The sequence below is a fragment of the Hyalangium minutum genome (assembly GCF_000737315.1).
Classification (GTDB): domain Bacteria; phylum Myxococcota; class Myxococcia; order Myxococcales; family Myxococcaceae; genus Hyalangium; species Hyalangium minutum.
On record NZ_JMCB01000017.1, the window covers coordinates 193,099 to 209,680 of the forward strand.

Sequence of the window (16,582 nt, forward strand, 5' to 3'; positions counted from 1 at the left end):
TGTTGCCCGAAGTGCCGTCAAAGAGGCCGTGGTGCGGTGGGGAGCGTGAAGGAGAAGCAGCTCCCCACCCCCAGGGTGCTCTGGACGCGGACCTGGCCTCCATGGGCCTCGACGAGCCCCTTCACGATGGACAATCCCAGGCCCGCGCCCTCCTTCCTGCCAGGGCGCGCCTGCCAGAAGGGCTCGAAGAGGTGCGGCACCTCCTCGGCGGGGATGCCCGGTCCCGTGTCGCTCACCGAGAAGCGCAGCAGGTTCCCCTCGGACTCGACCCGCAGCGCCACCACGCCGCGCTCGGGCGTGAACTTGAGCGCATTGCCGAGCAGGTTCGACAGGATCTGCAGCACGCGGTTCCGGTCGGCCAGCAGCGCGGGGCAGTCCTCGGGCATGGAGAGCTCGATCTGGATGGACCTGGCCTCCGCGAGCGCCCGGTGCGCATGGAGGGACTCCTCGACCAGCGGCCGGGTGGGCTCGGCTTGGGGCACCACCGAGAGGCGGCCAGCCTCCAACTGGGCCACGTCCAGCAGATCCTGGATGAGCTGGTTGCCTCGTCCCACCGCCCGGAGGATGGCGTCCAGGCGCTTCCTGTCGTCGGCCCTCTCTGGAGACAGGCGCTCCTGAAGCATCCGCGCGCTCAAGTAGACAACATTCAGGGGCGCGCGCAGATCATGGGCGACGATCCGGAGCACCTCGTCCCGGGCGCGAATCGCCCGCTCGGCCTGCGTGTGGAGCCGGGCGTTGTCGATGGCGAGCGCGGCCCGGCGGGCCAGCTCCTGGGCCAGTTCCAGGTCCCACTCCTGGTAACAGCCTGCCTCGGTCCGGGTGAGCAGCAGCATCCCCAGCACCCGCCCCCGCGTCTCCAGAGGAGCGCGGATGAGCGCTCCGAACTCCAGCCCACGGAGCAGTTCCCTGTGGTGCTCATCGTGGACAGCCTCCTCAAGAACCTTCACCGGGAACGACTCGATGAGCAGGGGCTTCATCCCGAGGACCGGTGGCTCGGCAGCGGCTCCCGGGAGGACAACGCCTTCGGGATAGCGGTCGATCAGCTCGCGCAGCAGCCGCTCCATGCGCGGGGAGGACGCGTGACCTTCCACCCAGCCCATCCGCTGGCGCTCATCGAGCAGGCAGATGACGCACCAGTCCGCCATCGTGGGCACCATCAGCCGTGCCACGGCCTCCAACGTGGCCGGCAGGTCGAGCGTACCGGCGAGCCGGAGTCCCGCCTCCGCGAGCACGCTCAGGCTGCGCTCCAGGCGCTTGCGCTCGGAGATGTCCTGGATATGGCCGATGAAGTAGCTCGGACGTCCCTGGGCGTCGCGGACCACGGCGATCGCCACCAGGACCGTGACGAGGTGGCCTTCCTTGTGGACGTAGCGCTTCTCGAACTGGGAAGCACGTAGCCGGCGCTCCATCACTTGGCACATCTGCGCATGGCTCTTCTCCACGTCCTCCGGCAGCGTGATGTCTTGGACCCGCCGAGAGAGCAGTTCCTCCGCGCTGTAGCCGACGATGGAGCAGAAGGCGGCGTTCACGTTCAGGAACGCGCCCTCCGGGGATACCATCACCATGCCAATGGGGGACTCTTCGAAGGAGGCCCGGAAGCGCTGCTCGACGGCGTTGAGTTCCTCCCGTACGCGCACGCGCTCGCTGATGTCGCGCAGGATGACGGTGAAGATGGGCCGCCCCTCCAGCTCCATCTTCGAGATGGTGGCCTCGGCCGGAAACTCCTCACCCTTGCGGCGCAGGCCGATGAGGGCCCGCCGCTCTCCCATGAAACGGGCCCCCACCGCGCCAGCCGCGAAGCCGCGCATATACTCCCGGTGGATGGCTCGCAGCCGCTCGGGGAGGAGGATGTCCAGGGGCTGCCCCAGCAGCTCGTCCTCCGCGTAGCCGAAGATGTGCTCCGCACCCGTATTGAAGAGGCGGATGCGCTGCTCCGCATCCACGGAGATGATGGCATCCGCCGCGCTGCTGATGATACCGGCGAGGCGGGCCTCGGAGGATCGGAGCGCGTGCTGTGCCTGCTGCCGCGCTGCATCCAGCAGGGTGAGCTGCCGCGAATTCCACAGGACCACGGATACAAGGACCATCGCCGTGACGAGCGCAAAGGCCGAGGTGCCAAAGGTCGTCCCATAAAGCTTCAGCCGCTCCCCGAGCAGCCGCAGTCCTGCCAGTGCCAGGGGAATGACGATCGCCGCCGGGAGGAGCCGGCGAGCCACGTGCCCGCCCACGTCTTCACGCCCGAACACCCCCAGGTCCAGCCGCGCCCAGAGCACCCCGACCGACAGCAGTAGCAGGGCTCCTGCCGTGTGGATCGCCATGGGGCTGAACAATGAGAAGCCCCTCACCAGCGGGCCGTGCGAGATCAGGCGCTCGTCCTGGTACAGGTAGCCGAGCAGCGACAGCGCGGCGAGGAACGTCACGCCCAGGGCCAGGACCTGGGAAGGGTGCCCCCCCCGGCGGGTCTTCTTCCCCAGGAACAGGAGCGCCGCACCCAAGAGGAACACCGCCAGCGCGGTCAGCGGCGTCGGCCGTCCCGGGAACAAGGGCACCAGGGCCTGGACTGTCTCACGGAAGAGCAGGAGATCCACTCCGAGGGAGACCCCCAGGAGGTACTCCGCCAGGATCATCGCCCCCAGCAGCACGCACCCTCCCGCCAGCGCCCTCCCCAGCGCTCTTCGCCACGGGCCCACGTGTTCGGCGCGGAGCAGCGCCAGGGATGCACTGCCCAGGAGGAGCCCGATCGCGGTGTTGGGCATCATGATCCCCGCCCCCTGCCTGGGCACGACACGGATCAAGGTCCAGCTCCCGAGAGCCCAGCCCACCAGCCCCAGGCATGCGATCACGGCGGGGACCACGCTGGCCAGGGTGACCAGCCCGCTGCGAAACCTCTCCAGCTTCAAGGCATTCATTGCCGTGGCAGGCGCACAGCGAAAGTAGTGCCCGCCTCCTGGCTCGACGAAACCTCGATGCTTCCCCCATGGCCGCGGACGATCTCCCGGACGATGAAGAGGCCCAGGCCGATGTTCCGGCTGAGGTTGCGAGCGGAGTGCGCTCCACGCATGAGCGGGTCGAAGAGGCGAGGAAGCAGCTCGGCGGGGATGGCGTTCCCCTGGTTGTGGACCTCGAGCAGGAACGTGCCGGGGGATGCCTCGCTCCTGACCACCACGGGCATGCCGGGTGCGCCGTAGGTGAGCGCGTTGTTCACCAGGTTGGTGACCACCTGGGCCAGGCGATCCGGATCACACAGCCCCTGCCCGTCCCCTCTCTGCTCCACGCTCACCCGCAGCCCCGGAGAGGTCTGCAGCACCTCGCTCACCACTTCGCGGATGACGTCGTGCAGGTCCACCCGCTGGAGCTTCAAGGCAATGCCCTGGCCCAGGTGCGCCTGCGTGAAGTCCAAGAAGTCCTGGATCAGCCGTGTGGCGCGGTCACTCGAGGAGAGGATGCGGTGGACTGCCCTGCGCTGGCGCTCGTCCAGGCCGGGGGTGGCCTGGAGCAGCCCCGCCGCCATGACGATGGCTCCCAGCGGGGTGCGCAGATCATGAGAGACGATCCCGATGAGCTTCTGCTCGAACTCGAGCTGCTGCCGGAGGGCCTCTTGGGGGGGCTGCTCCCGCAGGGACCGGCTCTCCTCCAGGGACAGTGCCGCGATGGACGCGAACTCCTCCAGCAGCCGGAGATCCTCCGGAGAGAAGGGCCGCCCCGGGGTGTGTCGCACGGCATCGAGCGTGCCGAGGACGCGGCCGTGGGCCACCAGCGGGACGGCCATCCAAGAGTGGATGGGGTAGCGCTCCAAGGTGGGGCGTTGCTCGGGCAGGGCTTGGGCGAGCAATTCCTCCAGGGAGACGACGGGCCAGAAGAAGGACTGGCCGGTGCTCGCCAGGCTCAAGTGCAGCTCGCTCGGGCGCTGGCTGGGGCCCGCCAGCCGCTGGAGCAGCTCCTCCTGGGCGCGGGAATTGACATGGCTCAGCGACACGCACTCCAGCAGCCGATCCGGTTCGGACCACAGCCGCAGGGTGCTGCTGTCGCCCATGTGGCGCACCACCTCGCGGGTGATGGCCTGCGCCAGGGAGGCCAGCTCCTGGCTCTCCCTTCGGAGCGCCTGCGAGGCCTCGGCCAGCATCTGGGGGCGCTGGCCCGCGGCACCGTCTCCCCGGGACAGGAAGAGCTCGATGAACGAGGACACCTTCCAGCGCAGCAGCTGGGCGGGGAAGGACTTGGGCAGGTAGTCCACGGCGCCGTGCGCGTACCCAGTCTTCACTTCCTCTTCTCCTTGGGCGCAGGAGGTCAGGAAGATGATGGGAATGGAGCGGGTGCGCTCGTCCTGCCGCAGGAGATCGGCTGTCTCATAGCCATTCAGGCCTGGCATCCGCACGTCCAGGAGGATGAGCGCGAACGTGTTCCCGGTGGACAGCGTCTGGAGCGCCTGCTCCCCGGAGGTGGTCTTGACGAGCTCCGCGCCCAGAGGCTCCAGGAGGATCTCCAAGGCCGCAAGGCTGTCGGGGTCGTCATCCACCAGGAGCACGCGAGGCCGTGGAGCGGCCCCCACAGAAAGCCTCTGCGAGGGCTCACTCGAGCCTTGGCGGCGTGTCTCTTCAATGGGCAGCGAAGTTGGCAGGGCCAGACAGTGCCTCCCCTGACCTCATGGATGCCGCTGCATGTTAATGATCGAGATACACAGACAGTGCTGCCCCAAAGGACACACCGCTTGGGGCTCATGAAACATGTCTGTTATCGGGCTGTTGTCATGCGACCGGCGGACGAGGGCTCTGCCAGATACAGAACTCTCACCGCGGGGCTGCTGGCGCCCGGCCCTACGTGTCGAAGCGGAAGGGCGTCTCTTGGATGGAAGCGCGCTTCGCGAACTGCTGGCAGAACCGGGTCAGCTCCACGTAGGGAGCCGTCGGCAGAACCTCCCGGAACTCCAGGTGCGTCACGAGGCAGTAGAGCGTGACCTCCAGGAAGCTCAGGTCCCGCTGGGGCGGGAGCGCGGCGAGCACCGCCTGCGCGTTCTGCTCCAGCCACGCCATCATGTTGATCAACTGCGTTCGCATCTTGGTGTGGTGAGCGCTGCTGTCGCTGGCACCGCCCACCTTGGACATGACCAGCGTCACCTCCGTGGCCATGCTCTGAAGCACGAGCTCCTGCGCGTTGGCGAGGACCGGCACGTCAAGGTCCTCGGGCCAGCTCACGCGAGGTCTGGAGCTCGACCGCCGCCAGAGTTCGCGGCAGATATTGAGGGCTCCGAACCAGCTCCCTTGGGGCGTCTTCAGGACTGGGATCCGGAGCGCGGGGTTGCCGCCGTAGTCCTCCGGGTTGGAGGACATCAGGTCTCGCACCACCTGGAAGGAATGGTCCACGCCCAGCTCCGCGGCGAAGATCCGCGCGATGCGTGTGAAGTGAGAGCTCGAACGGCCGATGAGGACAGGTCTCTCGAGTGCTTCGGGCGCAGCGGACATGTTGGCTCTTCTCCCAGGCTCGGCTCAGCCGCCCACGGCCCGGCGCGGCGCGGGCTGCACGGTGGCCATGTCTGGGGCCTCCGTCACGCCCGCCTCGTCGCGGGTGGCCAGGGCCAGGATGCGCTCGCACAGCTGCGAGAAGGTGATGCCCTTCTGCGCGGCGATCTTCGGCAGCAGGCTCATCGGCGTCAGCCCCGGCAGCGTGTTCACCTCGAGGACGATGTCGTTGTCCTCGTCCGAGCAGATGAGGTCCACCCGGCCGTAGCCGCGGCAGCCCAGCGCCTCCCAGGCGGCGAGCGCCAGGTGCTCCACGTTGGCCAGCCGCGTGGGCGACAGCCGCGGCGGCAGGTGGTAGCGCGCCCCGCCCTTGTACTTGGCCTCGTAGTCGAAGCCCTCGCGGGGATAGGAGATCTCGCAGCTGCCGAGCACCTCACCGCCGAGGATGCCCACCGTCACCTCGCGGCCGCGCACGTAGCGCTCCACGAGCGCCTCGCCGCCGTAGCGGCACGCCTCGGCCACCGCGGAGGTCAGCGTCTCGGCGTCGTTCACCAGGGCCAGCCCCACCGACGAGCCGCCGCAGGCCGGCTTCACCACGCAGGGGAAGCCCAGGTCGCCGTGGCGCTCCTGGAGTGTGGGCAGCTCGGCGCGGCCGATGCGGTAGCCCGGCGCCGTGGGCAGGTTGTGCAGCCGGAACAGCTTCTTGGCGAAGGGCTTGTTCATGGCCAGCGCGGAGGCCATCACGCCCGAGCCCGTGTAGGGCAGCTCGAGCAGCTCCAGCAGGCCCTGCACCTTGCCGTCCTCGCCCATGCGCCCGTGGAGCGCCAGGAAGGCCATGTCCATCTCGGCGGACCGCAGCACCCGATCCAGCCCCGGCCCCGCGAAGACGCGAGTCACCGTGTGGCCCTGCTCCTCGAGCGCGGCCACCACCGCCTCGCCGGTCTTCAGTGAAATCTCCCGCTCCTCGCCCCACCCGCCCATCAGCACTCCAACGCGCTTGCCCATGTTGATGACTTCCTCCTGGGTCCAGTCCTCAGCACGCGGGATGCCAACACCACTCGTGCGGCACGTCACGAAAACTGCCAACACGAGTGGTGCTAACCCTTTGATTTCGCGGGGTTACAGATCTGTAGCGTGTGGCCTTCCAGACACGGCGCGGCAGCGGAGCCACGCAAAGGGAGGGCAGCCAGGCAGACGCGGCTCAGCGAAGCTCGGCTGGCTGCTCGGGGCAACCCGAGGGGTCCTCGCAGAGGCTGGAGCCGCCCGTGCCTCCATCGCCCGTGCCTCCATCGGGTCTGGCACCGGGCGAGGAGACACAGCCTCCGTCCACGCACACGTAGTCCTGGAGGCACTGGCTCCGAGCATCACAGGGCTGGCCCTCGGGATCGAAGTCGAGCAGCACGCTGCACGCGGGCAGCGCCAGAACCAACAGCAACCAGAGCAGAGAGTGAGAGCGCATGACTAGTAGTTCCGGAGATCGTCCTCATCGAGTGCGGGCTTCTTCTTCTTCTTCTCTTCTTCCTCACGCTTGCGCCGCTCCTCCTCCTCGCGCTTGCGCTTGGCCTCCTCCTCCCGCTTTTTCTTCTCTTCTTCTTCGCGCTTCTTCCGCTCCTCTTCCTGCTTGCGCTTCTCCTCCTCCTCGCGCTTGAGCCGCTCCTCGCCCTTGCGCTTGTCCTCCTCAGCCTGCTTGCGCTTCGCCTCTTCCTCGCGCTTGAGCCGCTCTTCCTCCTCGCGCTTGAGCCGCTCCTCTTCCGCGCGCTTCTTCTCCTCCTCACGCTTGCGCTTCTCCTCCTCCGCGCGAGAGGCCGGGGTGGACTTGCCCTGAGGAGCCGCGGTCGCCGGCGTGGCCTTGTCCCCGGCAGGAGGGGCCGCTGCGGGCTTGTCCTCGGGCTTGCCGGCCGCCGGTGCGGTGGCGGGCTTGTCCTGGGTCTTGCCCGTGGCCGCAGGTGTGGCGGGCTTGTCCTCGGGCCGGGCCGCCGGAGCTGTCTCCGGACGAGGAGCAGGCGCAGGCGTCACGCGTCCCTTCTTCCCACCGGAGTCCGCTCCGTCTCCGCCTCCCAGGAAGGCCAGCCACGTTCCCGCTCCCGCGGAGGCGAGGCCCGCGATCACCCCCACGTCCGCGACGAGCGCGTACGTCTTGCCATCCGAGCGGAGCTTCTCCGCCCGGGGATCTCTCTGAGGCAGCTTCTTGAAGTCATCCGCCTTGGAGGAAGCCTCGAGGCCGAAGTAGATGCCTCCCGCCACGAGCGCCGCGCCCGTGGCCAGCAGCACGTACCCCGCCGTCTTGCGTCCCGCGCTTGGCCCCTGCGTGGGGTAGTGCGTCGTGGGCTTGCCGCCCTTCCCTCGCAGCGCGTCCGTCTGGAGCACGCTGGCCAGGAGCGCCTGGAGTGCCGTGTTCCCCGCGTCACCCGAGAGCGGCAGCGGCCCCACCGCGTAGCCCGCGTTGTGGCCATCGGACACCTCCACGCGGAGCGCAATGGCATCCTGGCCCGAGATGCTGGGGGTGCCACGCACCAGCAGCGCCATCACCTGCTGGGTCCCCGCGAAGGTGCCCAGCTCGCGAAGCGCCGCGTCCCGGTCCGCTCCCTCGGGAGCAGCGGCGATGCGGTCCACCCACGCCTTCAGCTTGGACGCGGTGGGGAGCGGCTCGAGCTTGAGCGCCGCCTCGCCCCGGAACCGCCCCTGGGCCGAGGCGTACCCGGGCGCGATGGCGGTGACGAAGTGCTCGGAGGACGTCAGGCCCGAGAGCGTCATGGGGGAGATGCCCTGGAATTGGCCATCCATGAAGATCTGGGCGGGTACGTCGCCCGTCTTCACCTCCAGCGTCCGGGTGGCCTCGGCGAGGATGCCCCGGCGAACCTTCTCGACGACGGCCAGCTCGTCCGGCGGGAAGAAGTTGGAGGAGAACTCGGCGCGCGGGTTCCGGGCGAGCACCTCCTTCAGCTCACGCTGGAACGCCTTGTTGTCGCCGTTGGCGACGTACGCGGCGATCTTCATCACCCGCGCCCGGCTCATGTCCATGAAGTGGCGGGACAGGTCGCTCCCCTCGTACAGCTGCGCGGCCTGGTCGAACTGCTTGAGCGCCTGCTGGGTGTCCAGCTCGTCGTAGGCCTTCTGGCCCTCCTGGAGCGCGGCAGCGGCCGCCGCGGCCTTGGCATCGCGCTCCCGAGCCCCCTGGGCATCTAGCGCATCCGCCAAGCGCACCAGTTGGAAGCGCTCGGTGCCCGCCACGGCCTGCTCAGCCTGGTACGTCAGCTGGGGCAGCTGGGCCTGGGCTGCGGCATCCAGCGGCACCACGAGCACGGTGAGCGTCGGCGCCGCGGCGGACGGGAGAACGCGGGGCAACAGGCGCACCACGGGCTGCTGTGCCAGCGCGGGCCCCGAGGCAAGCAGACCCACCATCAGGCCGCTCAGAGCCGACTGAAGCACACGAATCCAGGATCGTCGCATCACTCTCTCGACCATGTCGCCGCGCATTAAATGGTCTGCGCGGTGAAAAGCCAGCGAGGAACGCGGCTACCGCTCAGTAGTGCCCGCTCGGGGCGCGGAGCCCGCCTCTCCTCCAGCCATGGAGTGGAGGTACTCCAGCGCCACCTTGAGGGGCGGATCCTTCAGCTTCGCGGCGACGTCCCAGGGCTTGAGGTTGGCCGGCAGCGTGCGGGGGCTCGGGGACTGCTCGGGAGCAGAAACGACGGGCTCCGCCTTGAAGTGGCGCTCCAGATCCTTCTCGCGCGTCTCGCGGCCCGGCTTGCCGCCCGGCTCCTCGTGGACGGAGAAGTCCGGGGTGATGCCGCGCTCCTGGATGCTGCGGCCGCTGGGCGTGTAGTAGCGAGCGATGGTGAGCTTCAGCCCGGAGCCGTCCTCCAGCTCGATGACGGTCTGCACGCTGCCCTTGCCGAAGGTCTGCGTGCCCATGATGACGGCGCGTCCGTGGTCCTGCAGCGCCCCCGCGACGATCTCCGAGGCCGAGGCGCTGCCCGCGTTCACGAGGACCACCAGAGGATAATTGGCCTCCGTGTCGCGGTCCTTGCTGCGCTCATCGGTAGCGTTGGCGCCGTTGCGGCCCTTGGTGGAGACAATGGTCAGGTTGCCCGGCAGGAAGCGATCGCTGATCGCCACCGCCTGATCCAGCAGCCCGCCGGGGTTATTGCGCAGGTCCAGCACCAGCCCGCGCAGCTCTTTGCCGCCGTTGAGCCCGCGAAGCCGGTCCAGCTCCTTGCGCAGGTACAGGTCCGTGCGGTCCTGGAAGTTCTTCACCTTCACATAGCCGATGCCGCCGTAGAGCGAGCCCTCCACGGAGACAATGCGGATGTGGTCGCGAATGATGGCGATCTCGCGCGGCGCGCTGAAGCCGTCGCGCATGATGGTGAGCAGCACCCGCTTGCCCGCGGGGCCGCGCATCTTCTGGAGCGCCCAGGGGAGGTCCCTGCCCTGCGTGGACTCGTCGTCGATGCGAAGAATCTCATCCCCCGGGCGCAGGCCGGCGCGCGCGGCGGGCGTGTCGTCGATGGCGGCCACCACCACGAGCCGATCCACCTTCCGGGCAATCTCCACGCCCAGGCCTCCGAACTCGCCGGAGGTGTCGATCTTCATCTCCTTGAAGACCTCGGGGGGCATGAAGAGGGTGTGGGGATCCAGCGTCTCGAGCATGCCCTTGATGGCGCCGTGCATGAGCCTGCGCTGATCCACCGGCTCCACGTAGTTGTTCTCCACGTAGGAGAGCACCCGCGCGAACACCTCGAGGTTCTTGTAGGTGGTGTCTTCGCGATCCGCGCGCGCGGTGGGCACGGCGAGCAGCAGGCCCGCTGCGAGCGCCACACGCCACGAGTGGAGCAGGCGGTTCACGAGGTGCGTCCTTTCCCCATTGACGACCCCAGTCTACACCGCCCCTACAGCCCTGCCTCGTCCGCGAAGCGCACCAACTGCGAGGCGAGCTCTTCGGGCCGCTCCACCTGGGGGATGTGACCGAAGCCCTCCACCACACGCACCTGGGCATGGGACGGCAGGTGGGAGCGGTAGTAGTCCAGCGTCTCGGCAGGGAGCAGGCGCTCGCTCCCTCCCCAGACGAGCAGCACGGGCATCTTCAGGCTCTTGAGCACCTCGGGCGCGAGGCTCTCGCGGGTGGCGCGGGCCTCGGCCGCCAGCGCCTGTACCGTGGCGGTGCCGTAGAACTTCCGAAGCTCCCCGGCAAACAACATCACCGGCAGCGGCGGCTTGTGGAACAGGCGGCCCATGAGCAGGCGCGCCTCGGCAGCCGTCTTGATGTCGAAGGAGGACAGGAGCGCATCCAGAGCCTCGGGCGCCAGCGCAGCGCCCGCCGGAGCCACCAATCCCAGCGCCTTGACGAGCTCGGGATGATCCCCCGCGAGCTTCACGGACATGGCGCCGCCCAGCGAGTTGCCCACCACGAAAGCCGGCTCGCGCACCACCTGCTCACACCAGAGGCGGAGCACATCGAACTGGCCGCGCACGCAGACGGGCCCACCGCAATACTCGGCGGAGAAGCCATGCCCGGGCAGATCCACCGCCAGTACTCGCGAGAAGCGCTTGGCCAACCCGAAGAACAGCTTGGCGAAGCCGTTGGCGGAACCTCCCAGGCCGTGCACGAGCACCACCGGTGGCCCCTTGCCCTGCCCCTTGAGCTCGTACATGTGGACGGACTGGCCGGCCACGGAGACGACCTTGGACTCCACACCGCGCGCCACGAGCATGTGGCGCATCACCTTCTGCACACCGCCTAACAGATCCACCGGGCTTGCTCGCTCCTGAGAAGGGTCCAGTCCCTACACTAATGGCTGCCAGGCCTTTATGCAGCGCGTCAAGGGCTGCGAGCGAACCAGGGTGCTGGATCCACGGCCACCCCGCCCTTGCGAATCTCGAAATAGAGGTAGGCCCCCTTGAGCGAGCCGGTGTCTCCCACGGTGCCGACATCGTCGCCCGCCTGGACCTCGGCGCCCACCGCGGGCCCCACCGTCGCCAGGTGGGCCATGAGCGAGTGGTAGCCGTTGCCATGGTCCAGGATGAGCAGGTTGCCGTAGCCCCGGAGGGTCCCGGCGAAGACGACGGTGCCCGGGGCCACGGAGTACACGGGAGCGCCCTCGGGAGCGCGCAGGTCCACGCCCTTCTGCACGGTGACGGTGTTGAAGCGGGGGTTGATCACCTTGCCGAAGCCCACCTCGATGATGCCCACGGTGGGCATGGGCAATTTGCCCTTGAGCGCGCGGAAGCCGGTGGCCGTGGTGCCCTCCTTCATGTCCTCGAGCATGCGCGTGAGCTCGCCGTCCGCCTGCTCCAGCTCGCGCACCACGCGCTTCACCAGATCCACCTCGCCGGTGAGCGTGGCCACGACGTCCTTCAGCGCCGCCTGCTGCTGCTGGGCGAAGGCCACCTGCTCCTTGAGGAACGCCTGGCGCGCGGTGAGCGAGGACTGCAGGCGCCGCAGCTCCAACACGGTCTGATGTTCCAGCCGCGCCACGTGCTGTACGGCGCGCAGCAGCTCCAGGTCGCTCTTCATGGTGGCCTCGAGCGTCCGCGCGCGCCACACGAGCGAGGAGAAGTCCTCCGAGGTGAGCAGCGCCTCGATGGGCTGGCGGCGCGTCAACCGGTACAGGGCCCGCAACCGGGGCGTGAGCCGCTGCAGCTGCTGCTGGAGCACCCGGCGTGCAATGGCCTCCTCGCGCTCGGCGACGGCCACGCGCTTGCGGAAGGCGGCCAGATCCTTCTCCACGACTTGCACGCGCTTGCGAGCCAGGCCTGCCATCTGCTCCAGGAGCTCCACGGCCTCCAGCACCGAGACCTTCTTGGACTCGATGAGGGCGATGGCGGCGCGCTGGGTGGCGAGCTGCTCGCGCACGTTGGCCCGCTCGGCCGCCTCGTCTTGTGCGAGCGCGGCGGTGGCTCCCAGCAGCAGCATGAGGAGAACCGTCCGGCTCATACCCGCGAGAACCGCCCCACGGCGATGAAGCTGCCCACGAGCCCCAGCAGGCCACCCGCCACCCCCAGCTCCATCGCAAGAACTGGACGCACCAGCGCCTCGGAGGACGTGGGCCCCAGGAGGAAGGAGAACAGCGACGTCAGCGTAGGCCCCACCGCCCGGTCGAAGGCCCACAGTCCCATCAGCGCCACCGCCGCCCCCAATAGCCCCTGGAGAAACCCCTCGATGAGGAAGGGCGCCTTGACGAAGCGATCCGTGGCGCCCACGAGCTTCTGGATCTCGATCTCCTCGCGCCGCGCGTAGATGGCGAGCTGGAGCGTCGCGGAGACGATGATGATGGTGGCGAAGAGCACCACCGCGAAGGCCACGAGCCCGCCAAAGCGCAGGGCCCGGGCAATCGCCGTGAGCCGCTCCACCGCCTCGCGGCCGTAGTCCACGCCTGTGACGCCGGGTAGCACGCGGATCTGCGTGGCGAGCGCCTCCAGCAGCTCCGGGGTCCGCCGCTCGGGGGCCACGCTCAGCTCCAGCGAGGGCGGCAGCGGATTCTCGGGCAGCTGCGCCAGCGCGTCGCCGAGGTCTCCCAGCTCGCGAGCCAGCCGCTTCAAGGCCTCGTCCGGCTTCACGAGCACGGCCTTGCCGCCACTGGCCGCCTCCAGCTTGGTGCGCAGGGAATCCACCTGCTCCAGAGCCAGCTCCGGCGCCAGGTACACCGTCACCTCCACCTCGCCGCCGAGCGAGGCCAGCAGCCCATCCAGCGCCCGGCCCGTGGTGCGCGCCAGCCCCGCGGCAAACAGCGCGATGGCGATGGTGGTAATCGCGATGAAGTGCACGAACGGCGAGTGCCGCAGGCCCCCGGCCGCCGAGCGCCAGAAGTAGGAGACCTTGGCCAGCGCGCTCATACCGCCATCATCCGCCGCGCGGCCTTCACGCCATCCTCATCGGAGACGATGAAGCCGCGCTCCAGCCGCACCGTGCGTTTCTGATAGCGCGCCAGCAGCGTGCTGTCGTGGGTGGCCACCATCACCGTGGTGCCACGGATGTTGACCTGGTTGAGCAGGTCCATGATCTCCACGGTGAGCGCCGGGTCCAGGTTACCCGTGGGCTCGTCCGCCAGGAGGATGGTGGGATCATTCACCAGCGCCCGGGCAATCACCACGCGCTGCTGCTCTCCACCCGAGAGGCGCAGCGGGTATGAGCCCGCCTTGTGCTCCAGCCCCACCAGCTTGAGCATGCGGTGGACCTTCTCGCGGGCCTCGGCCCGGGGCACCCCGAGCACGTCCAGCGTGAAGGCCACGTTGTCCTCCACCGTGCGCTGGGGCAGCAGCTTGAAGTCCTGGAACACCACGCCGATGTTGCGCCGCAGGTAAGGGACGGCGGACTCGCGGATGCGCGCGATGTTGCGGCCGCCCACGAGGATCTGCCCTTTGGTGGCCTTCTCCCCGCAGAACAGCAGCTTCAAGAGCGTCGTCTTCCCCGCGCCCGAAGGCCCGGTGAGGAAGACGAACTCCCCCTTCTCGACATGCAGGTTGATGTCCGAGAGCACCGGCGGATCGCCGGGGTAGGCCTTGTAGACATGGAACATCTGGATCATCGGCAGGGCGATTGTGGACCCAAGTGGGCCCTCGCTCCACTCCGTGACCCTCGCTTGCCTGCTTCCTGGGCTGCCGAGGCGCACCCAGGCGCACACCCGGAGGCGGCGCCTAGGACTGCTCGCCCTCGCCCGCGAGGTAGCTGAGGATGACTTCGTCGAGGCTCTTCTCGGAGATCAGGTCCTCGCCAAAGAGGGTCTCCACGCCCACCTCATTGATCTTGGGCTGGACCTTCATGGCGCGAGCGGCGGCCACCTCGGGAGGCAGCTGCACGGCGGCAGGCGGCACGGGCTTGCTGACTGGAGCTACGGGAGCCTGCACCTTCGCCTGGGGCGCATCCGCTTCCGGGGCGAGCTGGCCGGGCTGATAGTGCCGCGTGGCGACAGACTCGTAGTTGTCGTACACGCCGTTGATGAGGTTGCGCAGCATCTCCTTGTGCTGCTCCTCCATCAGCTCACGGACAACCTCGGCCAGGTTCTCGGCGTTGAGGATGTCGGCGTACGACGTCTTCTTCGAGGCGAGGATGTTCCCCCCCACGAACAGGTGGGTGATGATGTGGGGGTTGTTGACACCCGAGTCCTCGGTCTGGACGTGGTAGACCTTCCCCTTGTGCTTGATGTTGTGGTTGAAGCCGGTAACGGCTTTCTCGAAGGTTTTCGCCATGCCAGAGGCGCCGGACGCTAGCAGTGGGTCAGGACCGGCACAAGGCAAGCCTACCGCTGTTCTCGGCCGCCGTCGCCTATCTGGCCGAATTCCTGCGTCCCCGCCTGGAACGGAGCCTGGCCGCTCTCCGTTCGGGTATAGGCGGGGTTCGTTGAAAACCGAAATCCAGCTAGGCTACGTACGTTCTTCCGTGAACGTCTGCCTCCCCGGCGATCCCTAACCAGGTGTGAGATGAAGAACAACGTCACCAACAAGGTCCGTCAGCAGGACGCCAAGGTCCTGGCCCAGGGCTACACGCGCGCCATCCGCTTGATGGACATCGCCAGCATCGTCACCTTCCTCGCGCTGGAGGGGACGCTGGTGTACCAGCTGTGGGGTAACCCCCATGTGGGGCCCTGGCTGGTGCTGAGCGTGGTGCTCCTGGGCTACCTGATGGCGGACTTCGTGTCCGGCTTCGTGCACTGGATGGCGGACACGTGGGGCTCGGCCAACATGCCGGCCATCGGCAAGGCCTTCGTGCGGCCCTTCCGCGAGCACCACGTGGACGAGAAGGCCATCACCCGCCACGACTTCATCGAGACCAACGGCAACAACTGCCTGATCTCCATCCCCGTGGCCATCATGTGCGTGGCCATGCCGCACACCAGCACCGCGTGGGTGTTCCTGGCCGGTTCGCTCGGGTCGATGATCTTCTGGGTGATGGCGACCAACCAGTTCCACAAGTGGTCGCACCTGGACAACCCGCCCGCGCTCATCTCCTTCTTCCAGCGGGTGCACCTCATCCTTCCGCCGGCGCACCACCAGATCCACCACACGGCGCCCTACAACAAGTACTACTGCATCACCGTGGGCTGGCTGAACAAGCCGCTGGCGATGATCGCCTTCTTCCCCACGATGGAGCGGATCGTCACCTGGGCCACAGGCCTGTTGCCGCGCCAGGATGACATCGGCACCGAGGCGGCTACGGCCCTGCTCGCGTCCGAGGTGGGCGGAGAGGCCCCGGTGGTGCAGGCCGCCAAGGCCCTGCTGGAGCGCACCGAGGAGCCCGAGTCCATCTCCTCCGCACGCCCCTCCGCCTGAGTCCCGGTAGCCGCGGTTAGAAGCTCAGGTCGACCTGCTCTGCCGAGGGGATGGGGCGCCCCAGGAAGCGCGCCCCCACCTCCACGAAGCGCTCCGGCACGTCCGTGACGTAGTAACCGTGAGTCGTCGGGGCCCCCTCGGGCGCGAGCATCTCTCGCAGGGCCAGCAGCTCGGCCGTGGCCTCCGCCGTGGCCTCCGCCGAGTCCACCAGTGCCACGTGGGGCCCCACCACCTCGGCGATGGCGCCCTTGAGCAGCGGGTAGTGGGTGCAGCCCAGCACCAGCGTGTCCACGCCCTCGCGGGCGAAGTCCGCCAGGTACTCGCGCGCCACGAGGTGCGGCACCTCGCCCGTCATCCACCCCTCCTCCGCCAACGGGACGAAGAGCGGACAGGCCCTCGCTTTCACCTTCACATGCGGGTCCGCCGCCTGGAGCTCGCGCTGGTATGCCCCGGAGCGGACGGTGCCCGGCGTCCCGATGACGCCCACCCCGCCGCCCCGCGTGCGCTTCAGGGCCGCACGGGCGCCGGGGGCGATCACCCCGATCACCGGCACTGGCAGGGCCGCCGACAGCGCCGGCAGCGCCACGGCGGAGGCCGTGTTGCAGGCCACCACCAGCAGCTTGATGCCGCGCTCGAGGAGGAACTGCGCGTTCTTGAGCGAGTAGCGCGTCACCACCTCGCCGGACTTGGTGCCGTAGGGAACGCGCGCCGTGTCGCCCAGATAGAGGGTGCTCTCGTGAGGGAGTCTCTCCATGAGCGACTTGAGGACGGTGAGCCCTCCGACACCCGAGTCGAACACCCCAATGGGACCGTGGCTGGTTTGCCGCATGCCCCTGCTCCCTATCACGTTTGATGCCAAC

General features: G+C 68.5%; 14 protein-coding genes. 1 reads left to right on the forward strand and 13 read right to left on the reverse strand.

Annotated features, from left to right (window positions below; all coding sequences use genetic code 11):
- Positions 1-17: 17 nt before the first annotated feature.
- From DB31_RS34360 to DB31_RS34415, 12 genes are all read right to left on the reverse strand, one after another.
- The gene (locus tag DB31_RS34360; protein WP_169787136.1) at positions 18-2,759 is read right to left on the reverse strand and encodes a sensor histidine kinase; all 2,742 of its coding nucleotides are present in this window, start codon (positions 2,757-2,759) and stop codon (positions 18-20) included.
- A gap of 146 nt (positions 2,760-2,905) precedes the next feature.
- The gene (locus tag DB31_RS34365) at positions 2,906-4,549 is read right to left on the reverse strand and encodes a hybrid sensor histidine kinase/response regulator (RefSeq protein WP_083969033.1); all 1,644 of its coding nucleotides are present in this window, start codon (positions 4,547-4,549) and stop codon (positions 2,906-2,908) included.
- A 265-nt stretch (positions 4,550-4,814) separates the two neighbouring features.
- The gene (locus DB31_RS34370; RefSeq protein ID WP_044195971.1) at positions 4,815-5,459 is read right to left on the reverse strand and encodes a glutathione S-transferase N-terminal domain-containing protein; all 645 of its coding nucleotides are present in this window, start codon (positions 5,457-5,459) and stop codon (positions 4,815-4,817) included.
- A gap of 24 nt (positions 5,460-5,483) precedes the next feature.
- Positions 5,484-6,461, reverse strand: coding sequence for a D-alanine--D-alanine ligase family protein (locus DB31_RS34375; RefSeq protein ID WP_044195973.1), 978 nt, complete (start codon positions 6,459-6,461; stop codon positions 5,484-5,486).
- A 196-nt stretch (positions 6,462-6,657) separates the two neighbouring features.
- On the reverse strand, positions 6,658-6,915 hold the full coding sequence (locus DB31_RS34380) for a hypothetical protein (RefSeq protein WP_044195975.1): 258 nt from the start codon (positions 6,913-6,915) through the stop codon (positions 6,658-6,660).
- A 2-nt stretch (positions 6,916-6,917) separates the two neighbouring features.
- Positions 6,918-8,858: a PEGA domain-containing protein gene (locus DB31_RS34385; protein WP_240487013.1), complete on the reverse strand. Its 1,941-nt coding sequence runs from the start codon at positions 8,856-8,858 to the stop codon at positions 6,918-6,920.
- Between the two features lie 114 nt (positions 8,859-8,972).
- Positions 8,973-10,301 (reverse strand): S41 family peptidase, encoded by a 1,329-nt coding sequence (locus DB31_RS34390; protein WP_044195977.1) that lies wholly within the window; start codon positions 10,299-10,301, stop codon positions 8,973-8,975.
- 44 nt (positions 10,302-10,345) lie between these two features.
- The gene (locus DB31_RS34395; RefSeq protein ID WP_044195979.1) at positions 10,346-11,206 is read right to left on the reverse strand and encodes an alpha/beta fold hydrolase; all 861 of its coding nucleotides are present in this window, start codon (positions 11,204-11,206) and stop codon (positions 10,346-10,348) included.
- 68 nt (positions 11,207-11,274) lie between these two features.
- Positions 11,275-12,390: a murein hydrolase activator EnvC family protein gene (locus tag DB31_RS34400; protein WP_044195981.1), complete on the reverse strand. Its 1,116-nt coding sequence runs from the start codon at positions 12,388-12,390 to the stop codon at positions 11,275-11,277.
- Positions 12,387-13,289: a cell division protein FtsX gene (locus DB31_RS34405; protein WP_044195982.1), complete on the reverse strand. Its 903-nt coding sequence runs from the start codon at positions 13,287-13,289 to the stop codon at positions 12,387-12,389. Before DB31_RS34405 ends, DB31_RS34400 begins: the two co-directional genes overlap by 4 nt.
- Entirely contained in the window at positions 13,286-13,981 is a 696-nt protein-coding gene (gene ftsE / locus DB31_RS34410) for a cell division ATP-binding protein FtsE (protein WP_044195984.1), read from the reverse strand. Before ftsE ends, DB31_RS34405 begins: the two co-directional genes overlap by 4 nt.
- A gap of 109 nt (positions 13,982-14,090) precedes the next feature.
- Positions 14,091-14,642 (reverse strand): hypothetical protein, encoded by a 552-nt coding sequence (locus DB31_RS34415; RefSeq protein WP_044195985.1) that lies wholly within the window; start codon positions 14,640-14,642, stop codon positions 14,091-14,093.
- Between the two features lie 231 nt (positions 14,643-14,873).
- Between DB31_RS34415 and carF the strand changes: the two genes are divergently transcribed.
- Positions 14,874-15,722 carry a plasmanylethanolamine desaturase gene (gene carF, locus DB31_RS34420; RefSeq protein ID WP_044195987.1) on the forward strand — a complete coding sequence of 283 codons (849 nt, stop codon included), beginning with the start codon at positions 14,874-14,876 and terminating at the stop codon, positions 15,720-15,722.
- Between the two features lie 16 nt (positions 15,723-15,738).
- Here the strand turns inward: carF and murI are convergent, their stop codons facing one another.
- Positions 15,739-16,551, reverse strand: a complete 813-nt coding sequence (gene murI, locus DB31_RS34425) for a glutamate racemase (protein ID WP_044195988.1) — start codon at positions 16,549-16,551, stop codon at positions 15,739-15,741.
- Positions 16,552-16,582 lie beyond the last annotated feature (31 nt).